The 25,528-nt window shown below is 68.2% G+C and carries 18 protein-coding genes; 13 read left to right on the top strand and 5 right to left on the bottom strand.

Features of this window, described 5'->3' with window-relative positions:
* Positions 1-7 precede the first annotated feature (7 nt).
* The gene (locus KZ810_RS17250; RefSeq protein ID WP_258044784.1) at positions 8-1,297 is read right to left on the bottom strand and encodes a sugar transferase; all 1,290 of its coding nucleotides are present in this window, start codon (positions 1,295-1,297) and stop codon (positions 8-10) included.
* A 503-nt stretch (positions 1,298-1,800) separates the two neighbouring features.
* Here KZ810_RS17250 and KZ810_RS10870 point away from each other — a divergent pair.
* The gene (locus KZ810_RS10870; RefSeq protein WP_219769140.1) at positions 1,801-3,261 is read left to right on the top strand and encodes an O-antigen ligase family protein; all 1,461 of its coding nucleotides are present in this window, start codon (positions 1,801-1,803) and stop codon (positions 3,259-3,261) included.
* Here the strand turns inward: KZ810_RS10870 and KZ810_RS10865 are convergent.
* On the bottom strand, positions 3,245-5,224 hold the full coding sequence (locus tag KZ810_RS10865; RefSeq protein ID WP_219769139.1) for an acyltransferase family protein: 1,980 nt from the start codon (positions 5,222-5,224) through the stop codon (positions 3,245-3,247). The genes KZ810_RS10870 and KZ810_RS10865 overlap by 17 nt on opposite strands.
* Positions 5,225-5,290: 66 nt before the next feature.
* On the opposite strand from KZ810_RS10865, the gene KZ810_RS10860 reads away from it, so the two are divergent.
* From KZ810_RS10860 to KZ810_RS10820, 9 genes are all read left to right on the top strand, one after another.
* Complete coding sequence (locus KZ810_RS10860; protein ID WP_219769138.1) at positions 5,291-6,520, top strand: glycosyltransferase family 4 protein; 1,230 nt, start codon at positions 5,291-5,293, stop codon at positions 6,518-6,520.
* Entirely contained in the window at positions 6,517-7,530 is a 1,014-nt protein-coding gene (locus KZ810_RS10855) for a glycosyltransferase (RefSeq protein WP_219769137.1), read from the top strand. The genes KZ810_RS10860 and KZ810_RS10855 overlap by 4 nt, the downstream gene beginning before the upstream one ends.
* Complete coding sequence (locus KZ810_RS10850; RefSeq protein WP_219769136.1) at positions 7,527-8,867, top strand: oligosaccharide flippase family protein; 1,341 nt, start codon at positions 7,527-7,529, stop codon at positions 8,865-8,867. Before KZ810_RS10855 ends, KZ810_RS10850 begins: the two co-directional genes overlap by 4 nt.
* Entirely contained in the window at positions 8,864-10,057 is a 1,194-nt protein-coding gene (locus tag KZ810_RS10845) for a glycosyltransferase family 4 protein (protein ID WP_219769135.1), read from the top strand. Before KZ810_RS10850 ends, KZ810_RS10845 begins: the two co-directional genes overlap by 4 nt.
* Entirely contained in the window at positions 10,054-11,178 is a 1,125-nt protein-coding gene (locus tag KZ810_RS10840) for a glycosyltransferase family 4 protein (RefSeq protein WP_219769134.1), read from the top strand. Before KZ810_RS10845 ends, KZ810_RS10840 begins: the two co-directional genes overlap by 4 nt.
* 9 nt (positions 11,179-11,187) lie before the next feature.
* The gene (locus KZ810_RS10835; RefSeq protein ID WP_219769133.1) at positions 11,188-12,549 is read left to right on the top strand and encodes an O-antigen ligase family protein; all 1,362 of its coding nucleotides are present in this window, start codon (positions 11,188-11,190) and stop codon (positions 12,547-12,549) included.
* Positions 12,546-13,853 carry a hypothetical protein gene (locus KZ810_RS10830; protein ID WP_219769132.1) on the top strand — a complete coding sequence of 436 codons (1,308 nt, stop codon included), beginning with the start codon at positions 12,546-12,548 and terminating at the stop codon, positions 13,851-13,853. Before KZ810_RS10835 ends, KZ810_RS10830 begins: the two co-directional genes overlap by 4 nt.
* Positions 13,854-14,086: 233 nt before the next feature.
* A complete protein-coding gene (locus KZ810_RS10825; protein ID WP_219769131.1) occupies positions 14,087-14,851 on the top strand; it encodes a WecB/TagA/CpsF family glycosyltransferase in 765 nt (254 codons plus the stop codon).
* A 34-nt stretch (positions 14,852-14,885) separates the two neighbouring features.
* Entirely contained in the window at positions 14,886-17,300 is a 2,415-nt protein-coding gene (locus KZ810_RS10820) for a beta propeller repeat protein (protein WP_219769130.1), read from the top strand.
* A gap of 27 nt (positions 17,301-17,327) precedes the next feature.
* On the opposite strand, the gene wecC is transcribed toward KZ810_RS10820, so the two are convergent.
* Positions 17,328-18,623, bottom strand: coding sequence for a UDP-N-acetyl-D-mannosamine dehydrogenase (gene wecC, locus KZ810_RS10815; protein ID WP_219769129.1), 1,296 nt, complete (start codon positions 18,621-18,623; stop codon positions 17,328-17,330).
* Positions 18,624-18,729: 106 nt separating this feature from the next.
* Here wecC and KZ810_RS10810 point away from each other — a divergent pair, with 106 nt between their 5' ends.
* Both KZ810_RS10810 and KZ810_RS10805 read left to right on the top strand, forming a co-directional pair.
* The gene (locus KZ810_RS10810) at positions 18,730-18,930 is read left to right on the top strand and encodes a hypothetical protein (protein ID WP_219769128.1); all 201 of its coding nucleotides are present in this window, start codon (positions 18,730-18,732) and stop codon (positions 18,928-18,930) included.
* A gap of 1,812 nt (positions 18,931-20,742) precedes the next feature.
* Positions 20,743-22,518, top strand: a complete 1,776-nt coding sequence (locus KZ810_RS10805) for a DUF885 domain-containing protein (protein ID WP_219769459.1) — start codon at positions 20,743-20,745, stop codon at positions 22,516-22,518.
* Between the two features lie 4 nt (positions 22,519-22,522).
* On the opposite strand, the gene KZ810_RS10800 is transcribed toward KZ810_RS10805, so the two are convergent.
* Both KZ810_RS10800 and KZ810_RS10795 read right to left on the bottom strand, forming a co-directional pair.
* A complete protein-coding gene (locus KZ810_RS10800; RefSeq protein ID WP_219769127.1) occupies positions 22,523-22,999 on the bottom strand; it encodes a nucleoside deaminase in 477 nt (158 codons plus the stop codon).
* On the bottom strand, positions 22,996-23,223 hold the full coding sequence (locus KZ810_RS10795; protein WP_219769126.1) for a hypothetical protein: 228 nt from the start codon (positions 23,221-23,223) through the stop codon (positions 22,996-22,998). Before KZ810_RS10795 ends, KZ810_RS10800 begins: the two co-directional genes overlap by 4 nt.
* A gap of 167 nt (positions 23,224-23,390) precedes the next feature.
* Here KZ810_RS10795 and KZ810_RS10790 point away from each other — a divergent pair, with 167 nt between their 5' ends.
* A complete protein-coding gene (locus KZ810_RS10790) occupies positions 23,391-25,487 on the top strand; it encodes a M13 family metallopeptidase (protein WP_219769125.1) in 2,097 nt (698 codons plus the stop codon).
* The last annotated feature ends 41 nt before the right edge of the window (positions 25,488-25,528 follow it).

The following is a 25,528-nucleotide window of genomic DNA, read 5'->3' as shown; positions in this document are numbered from 1 at the left end:
GACACGCCTAGAAGGCGTTGTGATGGAAGATCACGCGCACGGTGAGAAAGATGATCTTGAGATCGCGCCAGATCGACCAGTTTTCGAGATATTCCAGATCGGCCTGCAGGCGATTGCGCAAATCGTCCTCTATCAGCGTCGCGCCGCGAAATCCGCGAACCTGCGCGAGCCCGGTCAACCCCGGCTTCGCGGCGTGGCGGTCCCAGTAACGCTGGTCGACCTCCCAGAAAAGCTTGTCGGCCGCGCGCGAACCGAGCGCGTGCGGGCGCGGGCCGACGATGCTCATGTCGCCTTTCAGGACGTTGATAAGCTGCGGCAGTTCGTCGAGGCTGGTGCGGCGGATCATGCGGCCGACCGGCGTGATGCGATCGTCGTCGCGCGAGGCGGAGCGATGGCCCGCACCGTCGAGCTGCTGGACGTACATCGAGCGGAACTTGAGCACCTCGAACATCTGGTTGCCGCGACCGATCCGCACCTGCCGGAACAGGATCGGCCCCTCGCTGGTCAACCGAACCGCCAGCGCCGTGATGGCCAGAAGCGGCAGCATGCACAATAGCGCCACCCCGGCAACGAGCAGGTCGAACAACCGCTTGACGAGGCGGTCGCCTAGGCCGAGCGGTCCGGTCGCGACGATCACCGTGGGGGTGGAGCGGTCGGGCCCGAAACCGAGCGGCGCCATCACGGCAAGTTCGGGTACGATGATCTCGCCCTGGACGTTCGCGCCGCGCAAGGCGGCCGCCCAGGCGCTGCGGCGCTGCGGTGTGCAGGCAACGACCACCCGGTCGGCGCTCGCGATCAGTGTCGCCAGCCGGTCGTACATGTGCGGATCATGTTCCTCGGGGTCGAAATACGATTCGGCCGCCATGACCATCGAGTAGCTGCCGCGCGGAATCGCCACGCCGGGATCGTACAGCAGCACCGAGCTGAACGGATTGCCGCCGATCAGCTGGGCGAGATGGCGAACGAACGCGTAACGGATGCCGGCGAGGAACGCGGCCGACAGCGCGGAGCCGACGCCGATCGTCAGGCGCGGAAAGATGGTGCTCGACTTGAGGTAGAAGATCACCAGCGTCACGCTGCCGATCGCGAGCGCGAACCCCTGCAGGCTCCGCCTGATGGCGCGAAAAGGGTCCTGCAGCGTCGCGATCTCGAACGCCTTGAAGTTCGACGCGAACAATCCGTACGTCGGGACGAGCACGAGCACGAAGATCAGCCAGCCTAGTTCACGCGACGGCGCGGCGCGAAGCGAGGCGGCGACGCCGAAACCGGCGACGACCGCCAGGGTATCGGCGAGCATCAAGTAGCTAAGCGCGCGGAATTGCAGCAGTGCTGTGCGCGGCCGCCACTGCGCACCGGATCGGCGCTCAGTCACCTGATGCGTTTCCGCTGCGACGGAGTGTCGCGCATCGCATGGATCGACGTTCCCCAACATGCCGACACACACCCTGCCAGAACACCCGTCCACACAAGGTGAACGAGGCGCTCGCCATCAACGTAAGCCGCCCCTGATCCGCCCCCGACCATGCGGCACGCCAATGTTCATGACAACGGACGGGCCGCTTCCTCTGAAGCGAAATGGCTGAGTAGCCAAAACCGGAGGCTTTCGGAAGACGTGATCGGGAGTTGGTCTCAACGAGTTACTGTATTGTAAGGATTTTTGATCGGAGGTGTTGCTGCTGAAACAGGCCGGCACGTCGGGTGCCGGCTGGACGATGTCGGGGGCGGGCGATAGAAACGGCGATCAAGATCATCGACGGGGCCGGCGGCGTGCGCCGAGCGTGTCGAAGCGGGACACAGATCATGCCTTCAGGTTCAGGCGGTGGGTATGAGGCAGGGCCGTACGAGGCGGCGTCGGTTAAGGCCGGATCGTTTAGGCCTGGATCGTTTCGGGCCGACTGGCTGTCGCAGTTCGGTGGCGGCGAACGCGGCGATGCATCGCCCACGTTCACGCAGGCCGACCATCTCGCGCCGTTGAAGATCGCGATCGTCGCGCTGGTCGCGATGGTGCTGCTCGGCCCGCTGATGACGATCGAGGACGGCCTGGCCGCGGGCGAGGGCAGCGTGGCGCGGCAGATTGGCTATCTAATGATCCTCGCGCTGACGATCTACGCGGTCCGCCCGGTCGCACGCGGGGCTTCCTGGATCGCATTTCCCTGGCCGGTGCTCGTCGCTTTCGCATGGTGCTGGATCAGCCTGTCGTGGGCGCTCGATCCCGGTGTCGCGGTGCGGCGCGTGTTCCTGACCACCTTGGTCGGCTGGATGGCATTCAGCCTGGTGCGGCACGGCGGATATCAACTTAGCGCCCAGATCCTGCGCTACGCACTCCTTGCCTCGGTACTGATCAGCTATCTGTTCGTCTTCATTGACCCGAGCGTCGGCATTCATCCGGCGAGCGAGGCCGGAAATTCGTTGACCGGTGACATGTGGCGCGGGTTTTTGGGGCACAAGAACTTCGCCGGTGCGGTGGCGGCATTGTGCGTGGTGATGTTCACCTTCGATGCCAAACAGGTCAGGCGCACCGTGCGGATCTTCGCGATCGTCGCGTCGGTGTATTTCCTGTGGCGCTCGCAGTCGAAGACGTCGGCCGGCATGCTGGTGCTCGCGTTGATGGGCGGCGCAGTGTTCGAGTTCGTCAATCGCCGGCTGCGCGCGTATCTGATCCCGCTGATGACGATCGGCGCCGCGTTGATCCTGTACCTGCTGACCGCGTACAAGGACGTGTTGCAGGCGGATCTGACCAGCCCCAAGGCGTTCACGGGGCGCGGTCACATCTGGTCCACGCTGCTCAGCTACGCGAGCGAGCATCCGCTCGGCGCGGGCTTCGGGTCGTTCTGGAACATTGAGGCAGGAAGCCCGGTGTTCCAATATGGGCAGGGTTTCGTCACCACGATCTTCGTCGGTCACTCGGGCTATCTCGACCAGCTGGTGACGGTCGGACTGCCGGGCGTGCTGTTGATGGTGTTCGCGATGGCGGTGTGGCCGCTCGCGCGGTTGCTGGTGAGCGAGCAGGCGCCCAAGGGGCAGGGCGCGCTGATCTCCGCGATGCTGATGTTCTGCATCGGGCACAATACGACCGAGACCGGCATGTTTGAACGCGACGCGATCGTCAGCACGATCTTCTTCTTCGCGGTCGCCTTCGCGCATTACGCGACGCTGGGTGAGCGGCGAACGGTGAAGAAGGACGCGGGCGACGCGGTGATGCGCGAACTGCGCCAGCGCACGCGCCGCAGCGCGCGCCCGGTCGTCACCGCGGGGAAGTGAGCGGCACCACCGCGAGCACGCGCCCGAGCACCAGTCGCGCGCCCGCGGGGGTGAAGTGCGAATGGTCGAAGTGGAGTGGCGTGCCGTCGCGGGTCGTCAGCGGGCACGACGTGGCCCGGTCTGGGGATGCGCACTCGGCCGCGATCACCGAGACGTAGGTGGCCCCCGCCGCGCGCACCGGCGCGGCCATCACGCGGTCGAGCGCGGCGCGTGCATCGATACGATACCGGTCGGCGAGCCGCGGGTCGCCTTCGCGCGCGCCGCGCACCACCAGGATCGGCAGGTCGGTGTCGTACTCGACCGAGGGGCCGAGCACGACGACTCGCACGCCGCGCGCGCGCAAGGATCGGATCGTATCGAGCAGGGTGGGCTGCTCGAATGGCAACCACAGCGCCGAGAGAATCACCGTGTCGACGCGCGTGAAATCGGTCTGGGTGAACGCGCGCTCCATGACCGCGCGGCAGCGCGCGATCCCGCCGCCACGCAGCAGCGGCCGGCACCCCGCCGCAGTCGCCTGGACCACGTGGACGTCGGGGCGGAGCAGGCGCAGTGCTTGTGAGAAATGCGCGGCGTGGCTGTCGCCGATCAGCATGACGTTCGCGCGCGTCGCGGAGAGCGCGAGGCAGGCGGGGTCGAACGCGGCACCGGTCGGGATCGTAAAACAGCGGTCGGTGCCGAACTGTCGTCTGCCCGCGGCGGTCGCGTCCCAGCCGATGTAGCTCGCCGCGCGCGCGAGCCGTGGCGGCAGCGGGCGGATACGATCGGCCGCGTCGGCGATCCCCAGCCCCGCGAGCGCGGTGAGAACGAGCAGCGCGACCGCGACCGCGTGAACGCGCAGTCCGCTGCCGTCGCGCCAGCGCCGGCTCGCCGGGCGTTCGACCAGCGCGTAGCTGAGCACGGCGGCGCCGAGCGAGAGCGCCAGCAGCAGCGCGGTTTCGCCGATGCGCAGCGTCGAGCCGTGGCGGCTCTGGTACAAAGCGATGATCGGCCGGTGCCACAGATAGGCCGAATAGGAGACAAGCCCGACCGCGCGGAGCGGTGCGCTGGCGAGCAGCCTGGCGCTGGGTCCGTCCCGTCCATAGGCGATCAGGATCGCGGCGGCGAGCGCGGGGGGCGCGGCGAACGGCACCGGGAACGGCCAGCGGCTGGAGATCGCGACCGTGCTGAGCGCGATCACGACGAGCGCGGCCAGGCAGAGCGCGGCGCGCCAGCCCGGGCGGCGGATGGTCGGCACCGCGCCGAGCGCGACCAGGGCGCCGAGCGCCAGTTCCCATACGCGCGCGGGCAGCAGGTAGAAGCCCGCCGACGGGCGCGTCACCGCCAGCCACGCGCCGGCGAGAAACGACACCGCGGCGAGCCCGGCGATTACCGCGATCAATCGCTCGCGCGGCGCGCGGCGCATCGCCCAGAGCAGCAGCGGATAGACGAGGTAAAATTGCTCCTCGACCGCGAGCGACCAGGTGTGGACCAGCGGCTTCGCGTCCGAGGCGGCGGCGAAATAGTCCGACGTCAGGTAGAAATAGACGTTCGAGCCGAACGCGCTCGTCGCGGCGACGCTGTGCCCCAGGTCGCGGATCTGGTTGGGGAGCAGCAGCGCGCAGCCGAGTGCGAGCGTGACCGCGATCATCACCAGCAGCGCGGGCAGGATGCGGACGATGCGGTGACGATAGAAGCGCGTAATCGAGAACGCGCCGCGCTCGATGTCGCGCGTCATGATTGCGGTGATGAGATAGCCCGAGATCACGAAAAAGACGTCGACGCCGACGAACCCGCCGCGCAGCCCGGTGACACCGCAATGAAGCAGCAGGATCGGCAGGATCGCCAGCGCGCGCAGCCCGTCGATGTCGGGACGGTAGCGGATCGGGGCCGAGATGCGGGCGGATGGGGCGGCGCCGGTCGCCGGATAATCGGCCGGTGCCCCGCGCAGATCAGCCGGCGTGACCACAGGCGCTGTGATGGACAATTCTACGCTCCCCCGCTCGTCCGTCATTCTATAGGTGAAGCTGGGGCGCTGCTAGGGACGACGAGGATGACCGCGGGGGGCGGGAAGGAATTGACGCCGGCGCAAGCCTGTGGCCGCCATGTCGGCGAGGACCGGCGGCCGCGGGTGCTGCACGTCATCACGCACCTCGACATGGGCGGCGCGGAGATGGTCGCGCTCGACCTGATCGACCGTTTGCGCGACCGCGCCGATTTCGCGCTGTTCGCGGTGCTGGGCAGCGAGCGACGAAGCGCGGTCGGGCAGGACATGGCGGCACGGCTGGATCGCTGGGGCGTCCCCCACACCACCGGCACCAGCCGCGGGTTCAAGTCGGGCGGTGTCGTGCTCGCCGCGCGCGCGCTTGCCCGCACCGTCGCGGACGTGCGGCCCGACGTGATTCACGTCCACACCGAGATCCCCGAGCTGACGCTGGCAATTGCAACGTTGCTGTCGCGTCGGGCTCGTCGCACGCCGTTGCTGCGCACGGTCCACAATTGCGAATTGTGGATCGACTGGGGGATGATCGGGCACTGGGTTACCGCGCGGCTCGACTACGGCACCGCGGTGGCGGTGTCGCGCAACGCTGCGCGTGCCGATGCGGCGATCGCGGTGCGCCGCCCGCGCGCCACCGACGTGATCTACAACGGCGTGGCGCGCCCCGCGCCCGCGCAGCAGCGGGCGTCTGGCGACAATCGCTCGGCAAAGGTCCTGTTCGCTGGACGGCTCCACCAGCAGAAGGGCGCCGACCTGCTGCCCGCGATCCTCGCCGACGCGCGCACGCGAACGCCGCGCGCCGACGTGGCAGTGACGATCGCGGGCACGGGCGTGCTGCGCGACCGCGTCGCGGCGGCGGCCGATGAAGCAGCGTGGGACGTGCGATTGGTCGATCCGATCCCGAACCTGGCCGAGCGGCTGGATGACTATGACGCGGTGCTGTTGCCATCGCGGTTCGAGGGGTTCGGGCTGCTCGCGGCGGAAGCGCTGCTCGCCGGCGTGCCCGCGATCACGACCGACGCGCCCGGGCTCGACGAGGTGGTGCCGGCGGATTACCCGTTCCGGGCCGCGGTCGACGACGTTCCCGCACTGGCGGCGCTGCTCGCCCAGGTGATCGACGATCCCGCAGCCGCGCGGCGTCGCGTGGCGCCGTTTCGCGACGTGATCGCGGCGCGCTTCAGCCCCGATACGATGGCATCCGCGTATCTGGCGCGCTATCGCGCGCTGGCGGGAAGCGGCGCGAGAAATGGCGCGGGGGGCCGTGCAGGAGGCGGGGCAGCGTGACGGTTGCGGTCGGGATCAAGGCGCTCAACGAGGCGGCGCACATCGACGCGGCACTCTCGAGTGCGCGCGCGGCGCTCGACCGGGTCGGCGGCGGTACGATCGTGCTCGCTGACAGCGGATCAAGCGACGACACCGTGGCACGCGCGCGGACGCATCCGGGCGTGCGCGTGTTGCAGCTCGCCGACCCCGCCGAGCGATCGTGCGGGACGGGCGCGCAGCTAGCTTTCCAGTCGGTCGACGCCGACTATTTCTACCTGCTCGACGGCGACATGGTGCTCGACGCCGATTTTCTGGTGGCGGGTGTCGCTTTCCTGGAGGCCAATCCGGGCCATGCCGCGGTCGGCGGGCGCGTACGCGAGGCGAACACCGACAGCATCGAGTTCGAACTGCGCGCGCGCAACGACCGCGTGAAGGGCAGTGCGGTGGCGGGCGACGTCGACCGGCTCGACTGCGGTGGGCTCTACCGCGTCGCGGCGGTGCGCGCGGTGGGGCATTTTGCCGACCGCAATCTCCACGCCTTCGAGGAATTCGAGCTGGCGGCGCGGCTCCGCGCCGCGGGCTGGCGGCTGGCGCGGATCGACGTCGCCGCGGTCGAGCATCACGGCCATGCAACGGGCGGGTATCGCCTGATGTGGCGACGGCTGCGCAGCGGTTACGCGGGCGGGGCGGGTGAGGTGATCCGCGCCGCCTGGGGACAGCCGCACTGGCGGCAGGTGCTGCGCCAGTTCGCGCAGCTGCGCTATAGCGTGATCGTCTACGGCTGGTGGCTGGCGGTCCTCGTTGCGGGGTTGAGCGGTCGCTGGGCCATCCTGCTCGCGGTGTTGCTGCTGCCGCTCGCGTTTCTTTCGATCCGGCGCGGAAGTTTGCGCGTCGGGTTGTACTCGTTGGTGACGTGGAACGTGATCGCGATCGGGACGCTCCAGGGGCTGGCGCGACCGCGCCGGCCGGTGACGGCGCCGGTCATAGCCGTCGACCTGACGGCCGACCGTTCAGCCGGAACCGCGACTTGACGCGCGCGCCGGGCGGGTATTTCGCCAAGTTCGTCTGGACCGCGGGGACGTTCGTCGTGTCCGCCGCGCTCAAGTTCGGGCTCAACGTCACTTTATCCTATCTGCTCGCGCCCGAGATTCTGGGGGTGATGGTGGTCGTCAACGCGGTGCGGCTGGGGGTGGAGCTGCTGACCGACGTCGGCATCGAGCAGAACATCGTCCACCATCCCGACGGCGCCGAGCGCGCCTTTCGCGATACCGCCTGGACGTTGCAGCTCCTGCGCGGTGCATTGTTGAGCCTGCTGTTCGCGGCCGCGGCGCCGTTCCTCGCGCGCGCGTACGGCATCGACGTGCGCATCTTCCTGCTCGCCGCCTTGTCGCCGGTGATCGGCGGCGCGCATTCGACCGCGATCTTCGTGCTGGTCAAGCAGGTGGAGGTGCGGCGGCGCAATCTGTTCGAGCTCGCGTGCGAAGTCCTCGCCTTCGCGGTGCAGGTCGCGCTGGCATGGTGGCTGCGATCGGTCTGGGCGCCGGTGATCGGGCTGGTGCTCGCGGTCGCGATCCGCTCGGCGCTGAGCTACGCGCTTCCCGATCCGGGGCAGCGGCTGCGGTTCGACCGCGTCGTGGCGGGGCGGATCATCCGCTTCGGCAGGTGGATCGCGATCACCTCGCTCGTCATGTATGCCGCGACCAACCTCGACCGATTGTATCTCGGACGGGTCGCGCCGCTCGCGCTGCTCGGCATCTACGGCATCGCGCGCGCAATCGCGGAATTGCCGACGACGCTGGCGCGGCGGATGAGCTATCAGATCATCTTTCCCGCGCTCGCAGGCATCGCGACCGACGACCGGCGCGCGCAGATGGCGGCGATCGGGCGTTCGCGCACTGCCTTGGCATTGGGCGTGTGCGCCTCGCTGGCGGGGGCGGCGGGGATTGCCGACGTGCTGATCCGCGTGATCTACGACCCCCGTTACGCCGCGGCGAGCTGGATGCTGGCGGTGCTGCTGCTCGGCGCGGTGTTCGCGGTGCTGTCGAACCTGAACGAAGCGCTGCTGCTGAGCGCGGGGCAGCCGTTCTACAGCAGTGTCGCGAACGTCACCCGGCTGGCGACGCTCGCGCTGCTGTTGCCGACGGGATATGCGGTCGCCGGGTTCGGCGGTGCGGTGGGGGCGGTGGCGGCGACCGAGCTGCTGCAATACGGCTATATCGCGGTCGGGCTGCACCGCGTGCGGATGGCATTCTGGCGCGAGGACGCGTTGGCGATCGGCGTGGCGATGTTGCTGTTCGTCGCGATCCTGCTCGTGCGCGCGCACTTGGGGCTCGGCGACCCGCTCGCAGGCTGGGGGAATGCGGCGTGACGCGGGTGCTGATGGTCCATTACGCCGGCGATTACCGCGAGGCCGACCGGCTGCGACGCGAGGAAGGCAAGGAGATGTATTACGGGCACGGCTACGTGCTCGATCAACTCGCCGCGTTGCGCGCCGAACACGACGCGGTCGGGTTCCTGTGTGCGCTCGCGCCGCGATATTGGGAGATGCTGGAGACTGGGGTCACGGTGATCGGCGCGGACACCGATCCCGACCGGAACCCCGACGCGGTGATCGCGCTGATCGAGCGGTTCGCGCCGACCCACCTGATCCTGTTCGGACCGATGATGCCGCTGATCCGCTGGGCACGGGCGCAGCCGTTCCGACTGGGCGTGGTGATGGCCGATTCGTTCGCCAACCCTTATTATCGGTGGATACGGTTTCGTACCCTGCCGGAATCGCTCAACGACGCGCGCGTCACGCTGGTCGCCAATCACGGTCTGAATGCCGCGCGCGGTCTGGTCGATCTCGGCGTCCGCGCCGACAAGGTACTCGCCTGGGACTTTCCGCATCACCGCACCCCCGATGATCTTTCGCCCAAGACCGCACCCGCGGCGCGTCCGTTCGAGCTGCTGTTCGTCGGCTCGATCAGCGCGAAAAAGGGGGTCGGCGACCTGATCGACGCGGTCGCGCTGTTGAAGCCCGCGCACGACGTGCGACTGAGCATCGCGGGCGTCGGCGCGCGGGACCGCTTTGCTGGGCGCGCCGCCAAACGCGGGGTGGGCGACCGCGTCACCTTTCTGGGGCTGGTGCCGAACGGCGAGATCGCGGCGATGATGCGCGCGGCCGACGCGGTGGTGGTGCCGAGCCGCCATGCCTTTCCCGAAGGATTGCCGCTGACCCTGTTCGAGGGGCTCGCCTCGCGCACGCCGGTGGTGGCATCGGACCATCCGATGTTTCGCGGACACCTGGAGGACGGCGCGAGTGCGATGGTGTTCCGCGCCGGACGCCCGCGCGCGCTGGCGGCGGCGATCGCCGCGCTGATCGCCGACCCGGCGCTGTACGCGCGCGTGTCGGCCGGCGGAGCGGCGGCGTGGCACCGGATGCAGAGCCCGGTCAAATGGGGCGAAATGATTGCGCGCTGGGTCCGCGATCGCGACGACGATCGCGCGTGGCTGTCCGCGCACACCCTCGCGGAGCAAATGCTTTCCGAACGAGCGCTGGCGGCGAAACAGCGGTGAACCAGGCGGGCGCGATCCATTTCGCGATCACCCATTCGGCGGCGGGGGGCTTGCGCGAATTGTGGGACGACATCGCCGACGGGCTCGCCGCGCGGGGATATGCGACGAGGCGGTTCGTCCTTTATCCCCCCGCCGACGCGGCGGGCGAGCACGTCGACATGGTGGGATGGCACCACATCGCCCCGGCCAAGCCGCGGACGCCGTGGCAAGCCGCGCGCATGATTGCCACGCTGGTGCGCTATCTACGGCGCGAGCGCCCGGCGGTGATCGTTTCGTCGATGCCCGCCGCCAACGTATTGCTGCCGGTCGCGGTCACGCTGGCGCGTGTGCCGACCCGCGTGATCCTGTCGCACCATTCGCCGACCGACACGCACAACCCGCTGCTCGACCGCGTCGACGGCTGGACGGGGATCCTGCGCTGCGTCGCACGGGTGGTCAGCGTGTCGGACGCGGTTCGCGCGACGCTGGCACACAAGCCGCGGCGATATCGGGCCAAGGCGCTGACGATCCACAATGCCTTGTCCGAACGGCTGGAACGGATGCTCGATGCGCTGCCGCGGCGGCGGTCAAACGACGGGGTGCTCCGGGTCGTTGCGCTCGGTCGGCTGACCGCGCAGAAGAACTATCCCATGCTGATCCGCGGGATGGCGGCGGTGCCGGGTGCGCGACTGGAAATCGTCGGCGGTGGCGAGGACGAGGCGGCGCTGCGCGCGTTGGTGGCGGAGCTGGAGCTGGGCGATCGCGTAACGTTCAGCGGGCTGGTCGCGCGTGAGGCAGCACTGGCGCGCGCCGCCGCGGCCGACGTCTTCGTTCAGGTCAGCCGTTACGAAGGGCATAGCCTCGCCTTGATCGAGGCCGCTCGGCTTGGCCTGCCGCTGGTCGTGTCCGACGTGGCCGTGCAGGTCGAGGGGGTGACCGCCGCGGATGGCACGCGCTGCGGCATCGTCGTGCCGCTCGACGATCACGGCGCGCTTGCGGCGGTGCTGCGGCGGCTGCGCGACGATCCCGCGGCGCGCGCGCACTGGGCGGCGCTGGCGGCGCGTTTGGGGCGCGAAGCGTCGAACGCGCACATGCTCGATCGCTACGAAGCCGTGCTGGCCCCGCTCGTGCGGGCGGGATAGGACAAAGTCATGGCAACCGCGATCACCGGCATCGAGCGACGCCGCGCCGCCGGCCCGGCCCGCCGGGCTGGCCCGCGCGCGCGCCGGCGTTTCGCGGTAGCGAATGCCACCTTCGCGCTGTTCCTCTGGCTGGTGTTGATCGGCACCGCGCCGATGCAGGAATGGGCGGGGCAGAATTCGAACAGCACGGGGGATGCACTCAACCAGATATTGTATGTCGGCATCATGCTCGTGCTGCTGGTCGGCAGCGGCATGATCAGCCGGCGCGAGTTAATCTGTATCCCGACGGCACTGCTGCTGCTGCTGGCATTCTGCCTGTTGAGCGTATCGTGGGCGATCGCGCCGCTAATCGCGTTGCGCCGTGTCATTCAGACCACGATCGTCATCTGGATTGCCTTCCGCCAGGTCAACGACCTTGGTCCGGCGCGGACGCTGCAGCTGCTGCGCATCGCGATGATCGCGCTGCTGGTCATCAATTATCTGGTCGTGTTCTTCACGCCCTACGGCATCCACGGCGAGGTGTTCGGCGAACAGTCGTCGGTCGTCGGCGACTGGCGCGGCATCATTCCGCACAAGAACATCACCGGCGCGGCGTGCAGCCTGACGATCCTGCTGTTCCTGTTCGACAATCGCCAATTCGGGCGCGTCGTCTCGGCACTGGTGATCCTCGGGGCGGCGGTGTTCCTGTTCTACACCAATTCGCGCACGTCCGAGGTGATCCTGATGCTCGCGGTCGCGCTCGGTTTCGCGATCCGGCCATATAGTGCGAGCTACCGCTCGACGATGGTGGTCATCCTGCTGGTGTTCGCAGGGATCGCATTGCAGGCGGTGTCGGCGAATATCCGTTTCCTGGCCGACACATTCAACGATCCCGGCGCGCTGACCGGGCGCGGCGCGATCTGGCCGCTGTTGATCGAATATGCGGGTGAGTATCCCTGGACGGGCGCAGGGTTCGGCTCGTTCTGGCAGATTGGTGACGCGAGCCCGATCTGGACGCTGACCAGTGGCTGGGTCGCGATCTACGCGCCGCACGGGCACAATGGGTTCCTCGACCTGCTGGTCACGATCGGCGTGCCCGGGCTGCTGCTGGCGATCGCGGCGCTGGCGGTGTGGCCGCTGCTGCGGTTGCTGCTGAGCCTGTCGATCGACAAGTCGCGGCGATCGTTGTTGCTGGCGTTGATGGCGTTCTGCTTGGGGCACAATCTGACCGAATCGAGCCTGCTGAGCGGTGCCGCGGTGGTCGAGGTATTCCTGATCCTGACGATCGCCCTGATCTACCGCGAGTCGGACGCTAGTGCCGGGGCGCACCAGTTGCTCCGCCGCCGCATGGCCCGGCTGGTGCGCCGGTCGCGTCCGCGCCTGATCCGGTGAGGCCGAGCGCCGCACGCCTGCTCCGCCCGCCCAGACCCGAACTGGCGTTGTGCGCGGCCGGTGTGGCGGAGCGGATCGCCTGGACATTGTTGCAACCCGCGCACGGGGCGGCGGGCGAGGCGATGAATGTCGCGATCTCGCTCGGCGCGGGGCGCGGGTTCGCCGGCGCCTACGGCGTCGGGCACGGCGCGACCGCGCACCTGCTGCCGCTGGGACCGGCGTTGGGCGGGCTGGTGTACAGCGTGTTCGCGCCGCGATCGGTCGCGGCGGAGGCGATCCTCGCGACCTGGTCGATCGGGCTGGCGATCGGCACATACCTGCTGCTGTTTTACGCCTTCGCCTACCTCCGGATCGCGCGCGGCGTGCGGTTGGCATGTCTGGCGCTCGGCCTGCTCGCGCCGGCGTATCTGACCGTCGAGACGGTCGATTTCCGGGTGTGGGAAGGTGGGCTGGCGACCTTTCTTGCCGCCTTGTTCCTGCATCAGCTGCTGGCCGCCCGTGCGGGCGTCGACGAGGTTCCGCGCGATGCGCGGCGTTTCCCGCTCGGATTGCTGGCGTCCGCGAGCGGGCTGTTTTTCGTCCACCCGCCGCTCGGCACCAGCGCGTTCGTTTGTCTCGTCGTGTTCGGTGTCGTGCACATGACGTGGCGGGCCAATGTCATCGGCGCGGGGATCGCGCTGGCGTTGGTCGCGATGGCGGTGGTGCCGTGGACGATCCGCAACGAGCGCGTGCTGGGCGCGTTCGTGTCGCTACGCAGCAATGCCGGGCTCGAACTCGCGCTCGCCAACAACCCGGCGATGGCGAACACCGCTGATCCGGCTAGGACGCTCGAGGAGCGATTGCGTGCGATCCATCCTACCGCCAGTCCGGCGGCGCGCCGCGCGGTGATCCGCATCGGCGAGGTCGCTTACGCACGGCAACGCGGCGACGAGGCCAAGGCGTGGATCGCGGCACATCCCGCAGATGCGGCACGGCTATGGCTGCGTCACGTCCGGCAAATGCTGCTGCCCGAACAGTGGATGTCCGATCCGCACGGAACGATCTTCGGCACATTCAAAGCCAACTTCATGCAAATAATCGGCATTGTAGGATTGCTGGGGTTGATCACGCTGCTACTCAGAAGGCGAGAGGCAGGCGCGGGCTACCTCGCGATCACGGTTGTTCTGACCACGGTGCTGCTGGCGCCGTTCCAGCCGGTGACGCGCTACACCTACATCTTGTATCCCGGCCTGAGCTTCTTGGTCGGCGGTATCGCGTTATGGATGCCGGGAGCGTCACGGCCGTGCATGCCGCGGCAGTCCTGATCGCCGTTCCATCAGGGCCGGCCGTTGGACAAGATTGATGTCGTTGCGGCCGCTCAGGGCTTGTCACGCCCGCGTCCGCTCGCGCATATGCTCCGTGTCGGCCTCGTGCTGCCGCGCGCCGGTCGGTGCCGGCGACCATAATCGCACGTGGCGACCGGCGCGAAGTCAGGAAAAGGGACGGAGTGGGGCAGGAGCCGTTCAGCCGTGACGAGGAGCGGGGAGCGGGGAGTGGCATGGCCGCGATCCGTACCGCGACGATCGGCGGGATAAGAATTGCGCGGCTGGGACTCGACGAACTCGCCGCGCTGATGCGGGCGGATGTTGCCCGCGCGCGCAGGGGCGATCTGCGGATTCCGCGCGTCGTCACCTCGGCGAACGGCAGCGTTGTCGCCGCATTCAACCGCGATCCGGCTTATCGGGCGACGATCGAGCAGGCGGACATCGTCGACGCTGACGGCATGCCCCTAGTCTTCGCCAGCAGGTTGAGGTGCCGCGAACCGCTGGAGGAGCGTACCGCGACGACCGATTTCCTTCTGGACGCCGCCGCGATCGCCGCGACCGAAGGGATCAGGTTCTACTTTTTGGGCGCCAAGCCGGGGGTCGCGGCGCGCGCGGCGGAGCATCTGCGCAGCCGCTTTCCCGGATTGAGGGTGGTGGGCGCACGCCACGGCTATTTCGCACCCGACACGATCCCAGATATATGCGCCGCCGTGCGTGCGTCAGGGGCCGACGTATTGTGGCTGGGGCTCGGCACGCCGATGCAGGAACGGATCGCCGTCGAGTACCGCCACCTGCTCGGCGGGGTGGGATGGGTGCGGACCTGCGGCGGTCTGTTCGACCATTATGGTGGCGGCGTATCACGTGCGCCGGGATGGATGCAGGCGCTGGGGCTGGAATGGCTATACCGTGCCGCGCGCGAGCCGGTGCGGCTGGGGTGGCGTTATCTGGTCACCAGCCCGGTGGCGATATATTACCTACTGACCAGAACGCATGATTGATCGACGCGGCGCGTCGGAATCGGCAGGGAGTTCGATGCAACCGCATGCACGTCGCACCGTCCGTTACGATGATTTCGTCGCCAGGCCGCGGCGGCGCTGGCCATGGGTGGTCGCCGTGGTGATGCTGATCGCAATCCTGGGTGCGGCGGCCGCGTTCTTTCTGCCGGGCAGCAGCCAGTCGTATAGCGCGCCGGTGGCGTTGTCGCGCGCGGGCGCGCCGGTCGCGGACGAGCGTTACCAGTGGAAGCATGTCGCGATCGGTGGTGGCGGCATGATCTCGGGCCTGTCGAGCGACGCGGCGGGGCAGACGCTTGTCGCTCGATCGGACGTGTACGGCGCGTACATCTGGGACAAGGGTGCGAACCGCTGGGCGCAGCTCGTCACCGCGGCGACGATGCCCGATACCGCGCGTGCGCAGAACGGCGCGGCGGCGGGGGTCTACGAGATCGTGGTCGCGCCATCGCGGCCCGGACGGATCTACATGGCATTGCAAGGGCGGGTCTACCGGTCGGATGACACTGGTCGCCACTGGATGCAGCCGCACGCGGGCAATCCGTTTCCCCTGATCTGGGACGCGAACAGCGAGTTCCGCCTGCATGGGCCGTTCATGGCGGTCGACCCCGCCAACCCCGACGTCGTCCTGCTCGGCACACCCGGAACGGGGTTGTGGCGATCGACCGACGCGGGCGCGTCGTGGGATCGCATCTCCTCGATCCCCGTCAGCAAGGACCGCAGCCCCAACGCCGGCGCGCAGGCGCCGGGCACAATGTTGTGGTTCGAGCGTCCGGCTGGCGGCAAGCCGACCGGGCGGCTGTTCGCGCTGTCGTCGGGCAATGGGATGTTCGTGTCAGCGGACGGTGGCGCGACCTTTCATGCGCTGCCTGCCAGCGGCGCGCAGCCGTTGACGTTGCAGCGCGGCGCATTCGATCGCCGCGGCACGTTCTTCGGGGTCGATGACGTGACCAAATCGATCTGGTCGTACCGCGACGGGCGCTGGCGCGATCTGACTGCCGAGCTGAACCTGACCGTGCGCGAATACGCCGCGGTGGCTGCGAACCCGCGCGCCGACCAAGTGATCGTCGTCGATCGCGGGGGCAAGGGGTATGTCAGCACTGACGGCGGTGAGAATTGGAGCAGCGTGACGCACAGTTCCGCGGTGGGAGCGGGCGATCCGCCGTGGCTGCGCGTCGCCAATTCGCCATTTTTCACTACCGCCGACCTGATGTTCGACGCGGCGGTGCCCAACCGATTGTGGGTGGGGGCGGGCATGGGTGTGTTCTACGCCGACGTGCCGCCTGGGACCGCCGCACTCGATTGGGTGAGCCAGACGCGCGGGATCGAGGAGCTCGTCGCGAACGACGTGATACAGCCCGCGGGCGGATCGCCAATCTTCGCCGCGTGGGATTTCGGCATCCACGTGAAGGACGATCTGAACGCCTATTCCTCCACCTTCGCGCCGGGCGAGCGAACGCTGATGTCGGTGCAGCAGCTTGACTGGACGCCGGCCAAACCGGGCTTCGTCGTTACGAACGCGAGCGACGCGCGCACGTGCTGCGCGGAGGATGGCAACGCGGTGATGGCGGGCACCAGCAGCGACGGCGGGCGAACGTGGCGCAAGTTCGCGTCGCTGCCGACGCCGCCGGGTACCAAGGCGGATGATCCTTGGCGGATGTCGTTCGGTACCATCGCGGTATCGTCCAGCGATCCCAGGTCAATCGTGTGGGCGCCCGCGCGCAATCGCCAGCCCTTTGTCACGCACGACGGCGGCGCCAATTGGGAGGCGGTTCGCCTGTCGGGCGCGGTTGGCGACACGCCCGGGTCGTTCGAGCACACCTGGTTGCAACGCAAGACGGTGACTGCGGACAAGGCAGCGCCGGGCACGTTCTACTTCTATCATAGCGGCGAGGGCGCGAACGCGGCGCTGCAAGGGCTGTGGCGCTCGCAGGACGACGGCCGGTCGTGGAGCAAGGTGTTCAACGGCGAAATCGCACCGGTAAGCAACATGGCGGCGAAGCTACGCTCGGTACCGGGGCACGCCGGACACCTCTTCTTCACTTCGGGCTTCGAACATACCGGCGACACTGGCCTGCGCCGCAGCCGCGACGGAGGTGCGACGTGGCAGGTCGTGGCGGACGTGACGCGCGTCGACGATATCGCGTTCGGCAAGGCGGCAAAGGGAGCACGTTACCCGACGATCTTCGTGTCGGGGCGCATCGGTGGCGAATACGGCATCTGGCGCTCGGTCGACGATGCACAAACGTGGCAGAGGCTGATCGATTTCCCCGCGGGCACACTCGATCAGGTCAGCGTCGTCGGTGCCGACCCCGACGTCTTCGGGCGCGTGTACCTAGGCTATGTTGGGTCGGGCTGGATTTGGGGCGAGCCCGCGCCGTGCACGCCAGCGCCGCTGGGTGCGCGCAACGACACGCAGTGTGTGGCGGTGCGCTGAGGGGGCATTGGCGGACCGTGCGGTGCCTCAGCCCGCCAGTCGGACCTGGCGCGTGTCCGGGGCGGCGGGTTGATCGGGCCAGATCCCGCGCGTGTCGTAGACGTATTTGTCGGCGCGCTCCTCGAGCGGGACCGAGCGAAAAACGTCGTGGTCGACCAGCGCAATCATGATGCCCGTGCGTTCCAGGGCATCGTCTAGGTCGGCCAAGGTTGCGCCGGTGCCGTCGAACGCGAAAGGAAGGACGTTTGCATAAGGCTCGACGATCCGCACACGCGTGCCAAACCGGTGCGCCAGCGCAGCCGCGATTTTCAGGGCGGGGCTTTCTCGGAAATCGTCGATGTTGGCTTTGAATGCGAGGCCGAGGCAGGCGACGGTCAGGCCCGGGTGCGCGGCGATGAGCGCGGAGGCGTGCTCGATCACGTGGTCGCATTTCGCGTCGTTGACCTCGCGCGCGGCGCGGATCAGTTTCGTATCGTCGGGCGCGCCGTGGACGAGGAACCAGGGGTCGACCGCGATGCAATGGCCGCCGACGCCGGGGCCGGGCTGAAGGATGTTGACGCGCGGGTGGCGGTTGGCGAGGCGGATCACCTCCCACACGTCGACGCCGAGCGTTTCTGCGACGCGCGAGAGTTCGTTCGCGAAGGCGATGTTGACGTCGCGGAACGCATTCTCGGTCAGCTTGGTCATCTCGGCCGCGCGCGCGGTGGTGGTGACGCAGGCACCGCGCACGAAACGGCGGTAGAACTGGAGCGCGCGGCGCGCGCAGCGCGGGGTGATGCCCCCAATCACGCGGTCGTTGTCGATCAGTTCGACGAGGATGCGGCCGGGCAGGACGCGTTCGGGGCAATAGGCGATCGCGACATCGGCACCCTCGCCGGTGCGGCCGGGCACCTTCAGGTCGGGGCGCAGGTCGGCGACGAAGTCGCGCACCTGTTCGGTGGTGCCGACGGGCGAGGTCGATTCGAGGATCACGGTATCGCCCGGCTTCAGCACGGTCGCGACCGCGGTGGCGGCTTTCAGCACATAGCCGACGTCGGGGACGTGATCGGCACCGAACGGGGTCGGCACCGCGATCACGAAAACGTCCGCTGGCTCGATTTGCGTCGACGCGCGCAGCGACCCGCGCGCGACCACGCCCGAGACGAGCCCGTCGAGATCGACCTCCTCGATATGGACGCGGCCCGAATTGACCGTGTCGACGACGTGGGGCGACACGTCGACGCCGAGCACCTGCGCACCGGTGCGCGCGATCACCGCCGCGGTCGGCAGGCCGATATAGCCGAGGCCGAGTACGCAGACCTTCAATTCCGTTCCGCCGAGCACAGGCTACCTCTTCGTCCACCATCCCGCGCGAGCAGCGCGCGAGGTCGATGTCCGCCATGACGCAGCAGTGGTTGCTTTTTCGGTAACGCTGGCAAGCGCGAGGCAGGTGATCGCGCAAGATGTCGCGACGACCGATCCAGGAACCATCATGGGGTTCGCACGTACTATTGTTGCCATGACAAACTATTCAAAAGCAGAGAGAGGATTTCCCGCCCCCGCGCATAAGATGCCGCCGATGACGGGCGTGTTCATCGGCCTAGCATTGTGTGTGCCGTTCTGGGCCGTGGTCGCGGTCGTATTGACCTAAGTTCGGTTCAACGAGTTACGTCGCGGGTGCAGCGCCGATATCGGCGCGTCTGCTCTTTGCCCGCGCAGCTTAATCCGTTTCGGTCGGTTAGATATATACGGACGCGCCCGGCGGTGTGTGAGGCGTCAGAACGTTCATCGTGGTCAACAGGATGGCGGGCGGTCCTCCCTACTCCGTGATCCGCGCCTACGATCCTTTGAATTTGGCAGAGATTATAGGCTCTCGCGATCCATCGATAGTGGGAGCGAACGCATCGATGGCGGCCTCGCATTCCGGGCGCTGTGTGCCCGCATCTGCACTGGCGGTGGTACCGGTGCCCATGCGCGGACGAATAGAGTGGCTATCACCGCCGGTACGGCGGCCAGCGCCGCATGCGGCGTTGCAACGCTTTGTGTAAGGCAAACGGTTTTGCCTGATGAGCAGGACGCTATCGTCACCAGCGAGCAGCTTATGGCGCATCAACCGAGGCTCGAAGGCTCTGCGGTGCTGGGCACGGTTGCCTCCCCGCGTCCACGTCGCAGCGTACGCGCTGCCATCAGTACCTGCAGCCGCGCCGGCAGTGACTCCATCGCTGGTGCGCCGTGTCGCGCGGACTACTGGAGTGCCGGTCATCGCCGCTACGATGGCGGGCGCTGGATGCCGCGTAGCCACGATCTGTGGAGGGCAAACGGTTTTGCTCAATGAGCAGGGCGCTATTATTGTCAGCGAACAGCGTATGGCGCATCAACCGAAGGTCTTGGGGCCTGCGGTGCTGGGCAGGGTTGCCTCCCCCGCGTCCACGTCGCAGCGTACGCACCGCCATCAGTACCCGAAGACGCGCTGGAAGTTACACCATCGCTGGTGCACGGTGGCGCGCGGACGACTGGAGTGCCTGTCATCGCCGGTACGACGGCGGGCGTTGGATGTGGCTTCAAGACGTTCGGCGGCAGGCAAACGGTTTTGCTTAATGAGCGGGACGTTCTCGTCACCAGCGAGCAGCTTATGGCGCATCAATAGAGGGTCGCGGGCCTGCGGAGCTGGGTACGGTTTCCATCCCTGTGTCCACATCTCAGCGTACTTACCGCCATCAGTGCCAAAAGCCATGCTGCCAGTGACACCATCGCCGATGCGTAGTGGTGCGCGGACGAGTGGAGTGCGGTCATCGCCGAGGCGTCGGCGGGCGCTCGAAGGCTCTCGCGACCGTTTCGGTGAAGGTGACTGGCTTTCGCGGGGAGCGAGGCGTGATCGTCGTGGGTGGGGCGGCATGGGTATCATCCGAGGGGCGCGCTCGCGACCTAGCGGTTCGCGGGTGGATTGCCGGTGTCGGTTATCGCAGCGCTGGGCCGATCGCCGTTTTTGCCTGTGTACGCGCAGCGTTACGGTCGCCCGTGTGCGACGGCATGCGAGCGCGTGGAGCTTGCATGGCGGCCGGTCGAACGGTGGCGATCGTCGCGGGGTCCGTGACTTTTTCGTCGCGAGCGACCGACCTTTGCTTGGTCGGGATGGCGTGATCGTTACCGGTGGAAGGTTCGTCGAGCATCTCGCGGGAATTGCGGGTGCTCGCGTTGTCAGCGGTGGTGGTCACTTCCGCGGCCGTCGTCGTGGCAGCCGCGCGGAACCCGTACCTGCATCCGCGCTCATGGTGACGCCGGTGCCTGTGCGCGATTGCGTGCGGGCGAGGGGAGCGCCTATCACCCCGGACACGACGGCGGGCGATCGGGGTGCCGCTGCGACACGGGGCGGATGATCATGCGATACGGGACGAGATTTGCACGCGCTGCGTTGCTGTTGACGGTGGCGCTGCCCGCGTCGGGTGTCGCGGCGCCCGCGGCGATGGCGGTCGCCGCGCCCGCGTCCGCGCCCGCGCCCGCGCCCGCGGCGGCAGCGACCCCTGCGCCCGCGTCGGCACCGGCCGCGCGCGCGCCGAGTGCGGCGGATCGGCGGTTGAAGGCGATCTACGATGCCGAATGGACGTGGCGGCAGAAGGAGTTCGCGCAGGTCAGCGACGGGCTGCGCAGCGAGAGCGACGACCATTTTCCCGCGGTGGCACCCGCGGACTGGGCGCGGCGCCGCGCCTATTGGCAGGACGTGCTGGACCGCGTCGCGAAGATCCCGGTCGAGCAATTGTCGCCTGAAGAACGGTTGAACGCCGCGGTGCTGAGCGAATCGCTGCGCGCGGAGATCGCGAACATCGACTTTCGCAGCTACGAAGCGCCGCTCAACAGCGACAGCTATTTCTGGGGCGAGGTGAAGCCCTATTCCGCGCTGGAGAGCGCGGACGATTACCGCCGCTACATCGGGCGGTTGCGCGACGTGCCGCGCTGGTTCGACGGCAACGTCGCCAATATGCGCGCCGGGCTGGCGCGCGGGTTCACGCCGCCGCGCGTGACGCTTTCGGGGCGCGACAAGACGATCGAGGCGTATGTGATGACGGGCGCGGCGAACCCGCTGTTCGATCCGTTCAAGGAAATGCCCGCGTCGATCCCCGCGGCCGAGCAGGCGCAGTTGCGCGCACAAGCGCAGGCGGCGATCGACACGCAGGCGGCGCCCGCCTTTGCGCGGTTGCTGACGTTCTTTCGCGGTACCTATCTGCCGGGCGCGCGCGCGACGCTGTCGGCGGCGGCGCTGCCCGATGGTCCGGCATTCTATCGCAGCCAGATCCGCGAATATACGACGCTGGACCTCACGCCCGAGCAGATCCACCGGATCGGGCTCGCCGAAGTCGCGCGGATCGACCGCGACATGAAGGCGACGATCGCGCAAACGGGGTTCAAGGGTAGTTTCACGCAGTTCCTGGCCTTCCTGCGCAGCGACCCGCAATTCTACGCGCGCACGCCCGACGAGCTGCTCGGTTTCTCCGCGCTGGTCGCCAAGCGGATGGACGGGCGGTTGAAGGACGTGTTCACGACGCTGCCGCGCTACCGCTTCACGATCCAGCCGGTGCCCGACGCGATCGCGCCGGTCTATACTTCGGGGCGCGGCGGGTTGAGCGCGTGCCTGATGAACACCTATGATCTGAAATCGCGTCCGCTCTACAATCTCGTCTCGTTGACGCTGCACGAATGCGTGCCCGGGCACAGCCACCAGGCGGCGATGGCGCTGGAGGCGCCCGACCGGCCGGCGTTCCGGCGGCAGACCTATTTCTCGGGCTATGGCGAGGGCTGGGGGCTGTATTCGGAGTGGCTGGGCACCAAGCTCGGCATGTATCGCACGCCGTACGAGGAGTTCGGGCGCGAGACGTTCGAGATGTGGCGCGCGGCGCGGCTGGTGATCGATACCGGCATCCACAGCATGGGTTGGACGCGCGCGCAGGCGATCGATTACCTGTCCTCGCACACCGCGCTCGCCAAATTGGACGTCGAGATCGAGGTCGACCGCTACATCAGCTGGCCGGGGCAGGCGCTCGCCTACAAGCTGGGCGAGATGAAGATGCGCGAGCTGCGCGGTGCGGCGGAGCAGGCGCTAGGGGCCCGGTTCGACCAGCGGCGGTTCCACGACGCGCTGCTCGGCATGGGATCGGTGCCGCTGCCGACGATGGAGGCGGAGATGCGGCGCTGGATCGCGGCGGAGCAGGCGCGGCCGGCGCCGGCTCCGGCTCCGGCCGCCTGACGCGTCAGCCGGCGGCGCGGGCGTGGAGCGCGCGCACCGCGTCGGCGAGTTCGGGGACCGGCCCCGCGACCTCAGCCCCGGGGACGATCGCGGTGATCGGCAGCGGCTCGATCCCCATCGGCGAGCGGCCTAGTTCGCGCATCCACTGCGTCAGTTGCGCGGTCGAGGTTGCGTAGACGATCCGCCCGAGCCCGACGAGGCCGTGCGCGGCGGCGCACATCGCGCAATGTTCGCCCGAGGTGTAAACGGTGGCGGCGCGGCGATCGTCGGGCGACAGATGCGCGGCCGCCCAGCGCGCGATCGCGAATTCGGGATGCCGCGTCGGGTCGCCGCCGCCGACGCGGTTGCGATCCCCGAACAAGATGCGCCCGTCGGCGGCGACGAGGAGCGAGCCGAACGCCTCGTCGCCGGCGTCGACCGCCTCGGCGGCGAGCGCGACGCAGCGGTCGAGATAGGCGCGGTCGCGCGCGTCGATGCTCACCGGCGGCCCCGCATCTGGAAGCCCGCGCCGCCTTGTTCGCCGTCGTCGTCGCGCGCGCGGCCGGCGAGGACGTTCTCGAGCTCACCCAGCGTATGCGGCACGTCGAGGTGCTGCGCGCCGAGGAACAGCCGCGTGCCCGCTTCCTGCGGGACCGCGTGGGTCAGCTTGTCGATGTCGACCAGCGCGCGGCCGGCGGGCAACATCTCGATCTGGACGAAGCGCATGTCGGGATCCTTCGTATTGGGTGACCGCACAAAGCGCGAGGGCGGTGCGGCGATCCCTCGCGCGTGCGGTGCGGCGCGCGCGAAAGGACAGGGATGTTGCAACATATGTTCGGTTATGGCAGCGTGGTTACCAGCGATACTATCTGTCGTTTTGCGGAGATTAGTTCTTGTCCAGAAAGCCTTTTTTCCTCGCCGCCGCCGCGGCAACGGTTGCGCTAGCAGCCCCCGCGCTCAGCCGGGTCGAGCAGGCGAGTGCCCCCGCCGCCCCCGCCGCGCAGACGCCCGCCGCCGCGCCCGACGCGACGGCGACGAGCTACGGCCCGTGGGGCTTCGACGTGTCGGGGATGGACCGCAGCGTGCGTCCGGGCGACGACTGGTTCCGCTTCGTCAACGGCACCTGGGCGAAGAATACGCAGATTCCCGACGACCGGAGTTCCTACGGCGCGTTCGCGGTGCTGCGCGACCTGTCGGAGCAGCGGCTGCGCACGTTGCTGGAAGGGTATAAGGTCAACGACACCGCCAATCCCGACCGGATGAAGGCGGCGATCCTCTATACCGGGTTCATGGACCAGGCCGCGGCGGAGAAGCTCGACGCCAAGCCGCTCAACGAACGGCTGGCGGCGATCAAGGCGGTCGGCGACAAGAACCAGATGGCGGCGGTGATGGGGCGCGCGATCGGCGGGTTCGGCGGCAGCTTCTTCGGCCCCGGCGTGTCGGACGACGCGAAGAAGCCCGACACCTACGCGCTTTACCTGCGCCAGTCGGGGCTGGGGCTGGGCGACCGCGATTTCTACGTCGACCCGAAGTTCCAGCCGCAGGTCGCGCGCTATCGCCAATATGTCGCTCAGATGCTGACGATGGCGGGGTGGCCGAACGCCGACGCGGCGGCGAATAACGTCGTCGCGATGGAGACGCGGCTGGCGCAGGCGCACTGGACGCGCGCGCAGAGCCGCGACCGCGACAAGACCTACAATCTGACGATGCTGGCCGAATTGAAGGCGCAGGCGCCGGGCTTTCCGTGGGATCCGTTCTGGCAGGCCGCGGGGCTGGGCAAGTCGGAGCGCGCGATCGTCGCGCAGAACACCGCATTCCCCAACATCGCCAAGGTCTATGCCGACACCGACCTCGACACGCTGAAGGCGTGGGAAGCGTTTCGCACCACCGACCAGATCGCGCCGTTGCTGTCGAAGCGGTTCGTCGACGCGCAGTTCGAGTTTCGCTCGAAGTTCCTGAACGGCCAGCCGCAGCAGCGCGAGCGCTGGAAGCGCGCGGTCGCGTTCGCGGAGAACGGCGTCGGCGAGGGGATCGGGCGCGATTACGTCCAGCTGTATTTCCCGCCTGAGTCGAAGGCGAAGATGGACACGCTGGTCGCGAACCTGCGTGTCGCGCTGGCGGGCCGGATCCAGAACCTCAACTGGATGAGCCCCGCGACCAAGGCGCAGGCGCAGGACAAGCTGAAGGGCTTCACGGTCAAGGTCGGCTATCCGAGCAAGTGGCGCGATTATTCGGGGCTGCGGATCGTGCCGGGCGACCTCGTCGGCAATGCCGAGCGCGCGTCGCGGTTCGAGTGGGATTACGACCGCAACCGCATGAACATGCCGGTCGACCGCGCCGAGTGGGGCATGACGCCGCAGACGGTCAACGCGTACTACAGCTCGGTCAAGAACGAGATCGTATTCCCGGCGGCGATCCTGCAACCGCCGTTCTTCGACCCCAAGGCCGACGACGCGGTCAATTACGGCGGCATCGGCGGGGTGATCGGGCACGAGATCACGCACGGGTTCGACGACCAGGGGCGCAAGTCCGACGGTCGCGGCGTGCTGCGCGACTGGTGGACGCCTGCCGACGCACAGAAGTTCGAGGCACAGGCGGCGCGTTACGGCGCGCAATATGAGGCGTACGACTTCGCGGGGCTGCCGGGCATCCACATCAACGCCAAGGCGTCGATGGGCGAGAATATCGCCGACCTGGGCGGCGTGCTGATCTCGCTCGACGCGTATCACAATTCGCTGAACGGCAAGCCCGCGCGCGCGATCGACGGGTTCAGCGGCGACCAGCGCTTCTTCCTCGGCTGGGGTCAGGTGTGGCGCACGCTGTTCCGCGACGAGGCGCTGCGCCAGCAGTTGGTCAGCGACCCGCACTCGCCGGGGCAGATCCGCGCGGTGAACCCGCTGCGCAACGTCGACGCGTGGTACCAGGCGTGGAAGATCACGCCCGACCAGAAGCAATATATCGCCCCCGCCGAGCGCGTACGCATCTGGTAATAGAAAGCGCCGGGCCCGCGATCGGGGCCCGGCGCTTCCAA

It is taken from the genome of Sphingomonas citricola (genome assembly GCF_019429535.1).
Classification (GTDB): Bacteria; Pseudomonadota; Alphaproteobacteria; order Sphingomonadales; family Sphingomonadaceae; genus Sphingomonas; species Sphingomonas citricola.
The sequence above is the reverse complement of the archived record's forward strand: the minus strand, read 5'-3'. Positions and strand labels throughout refer to the sequence as shown.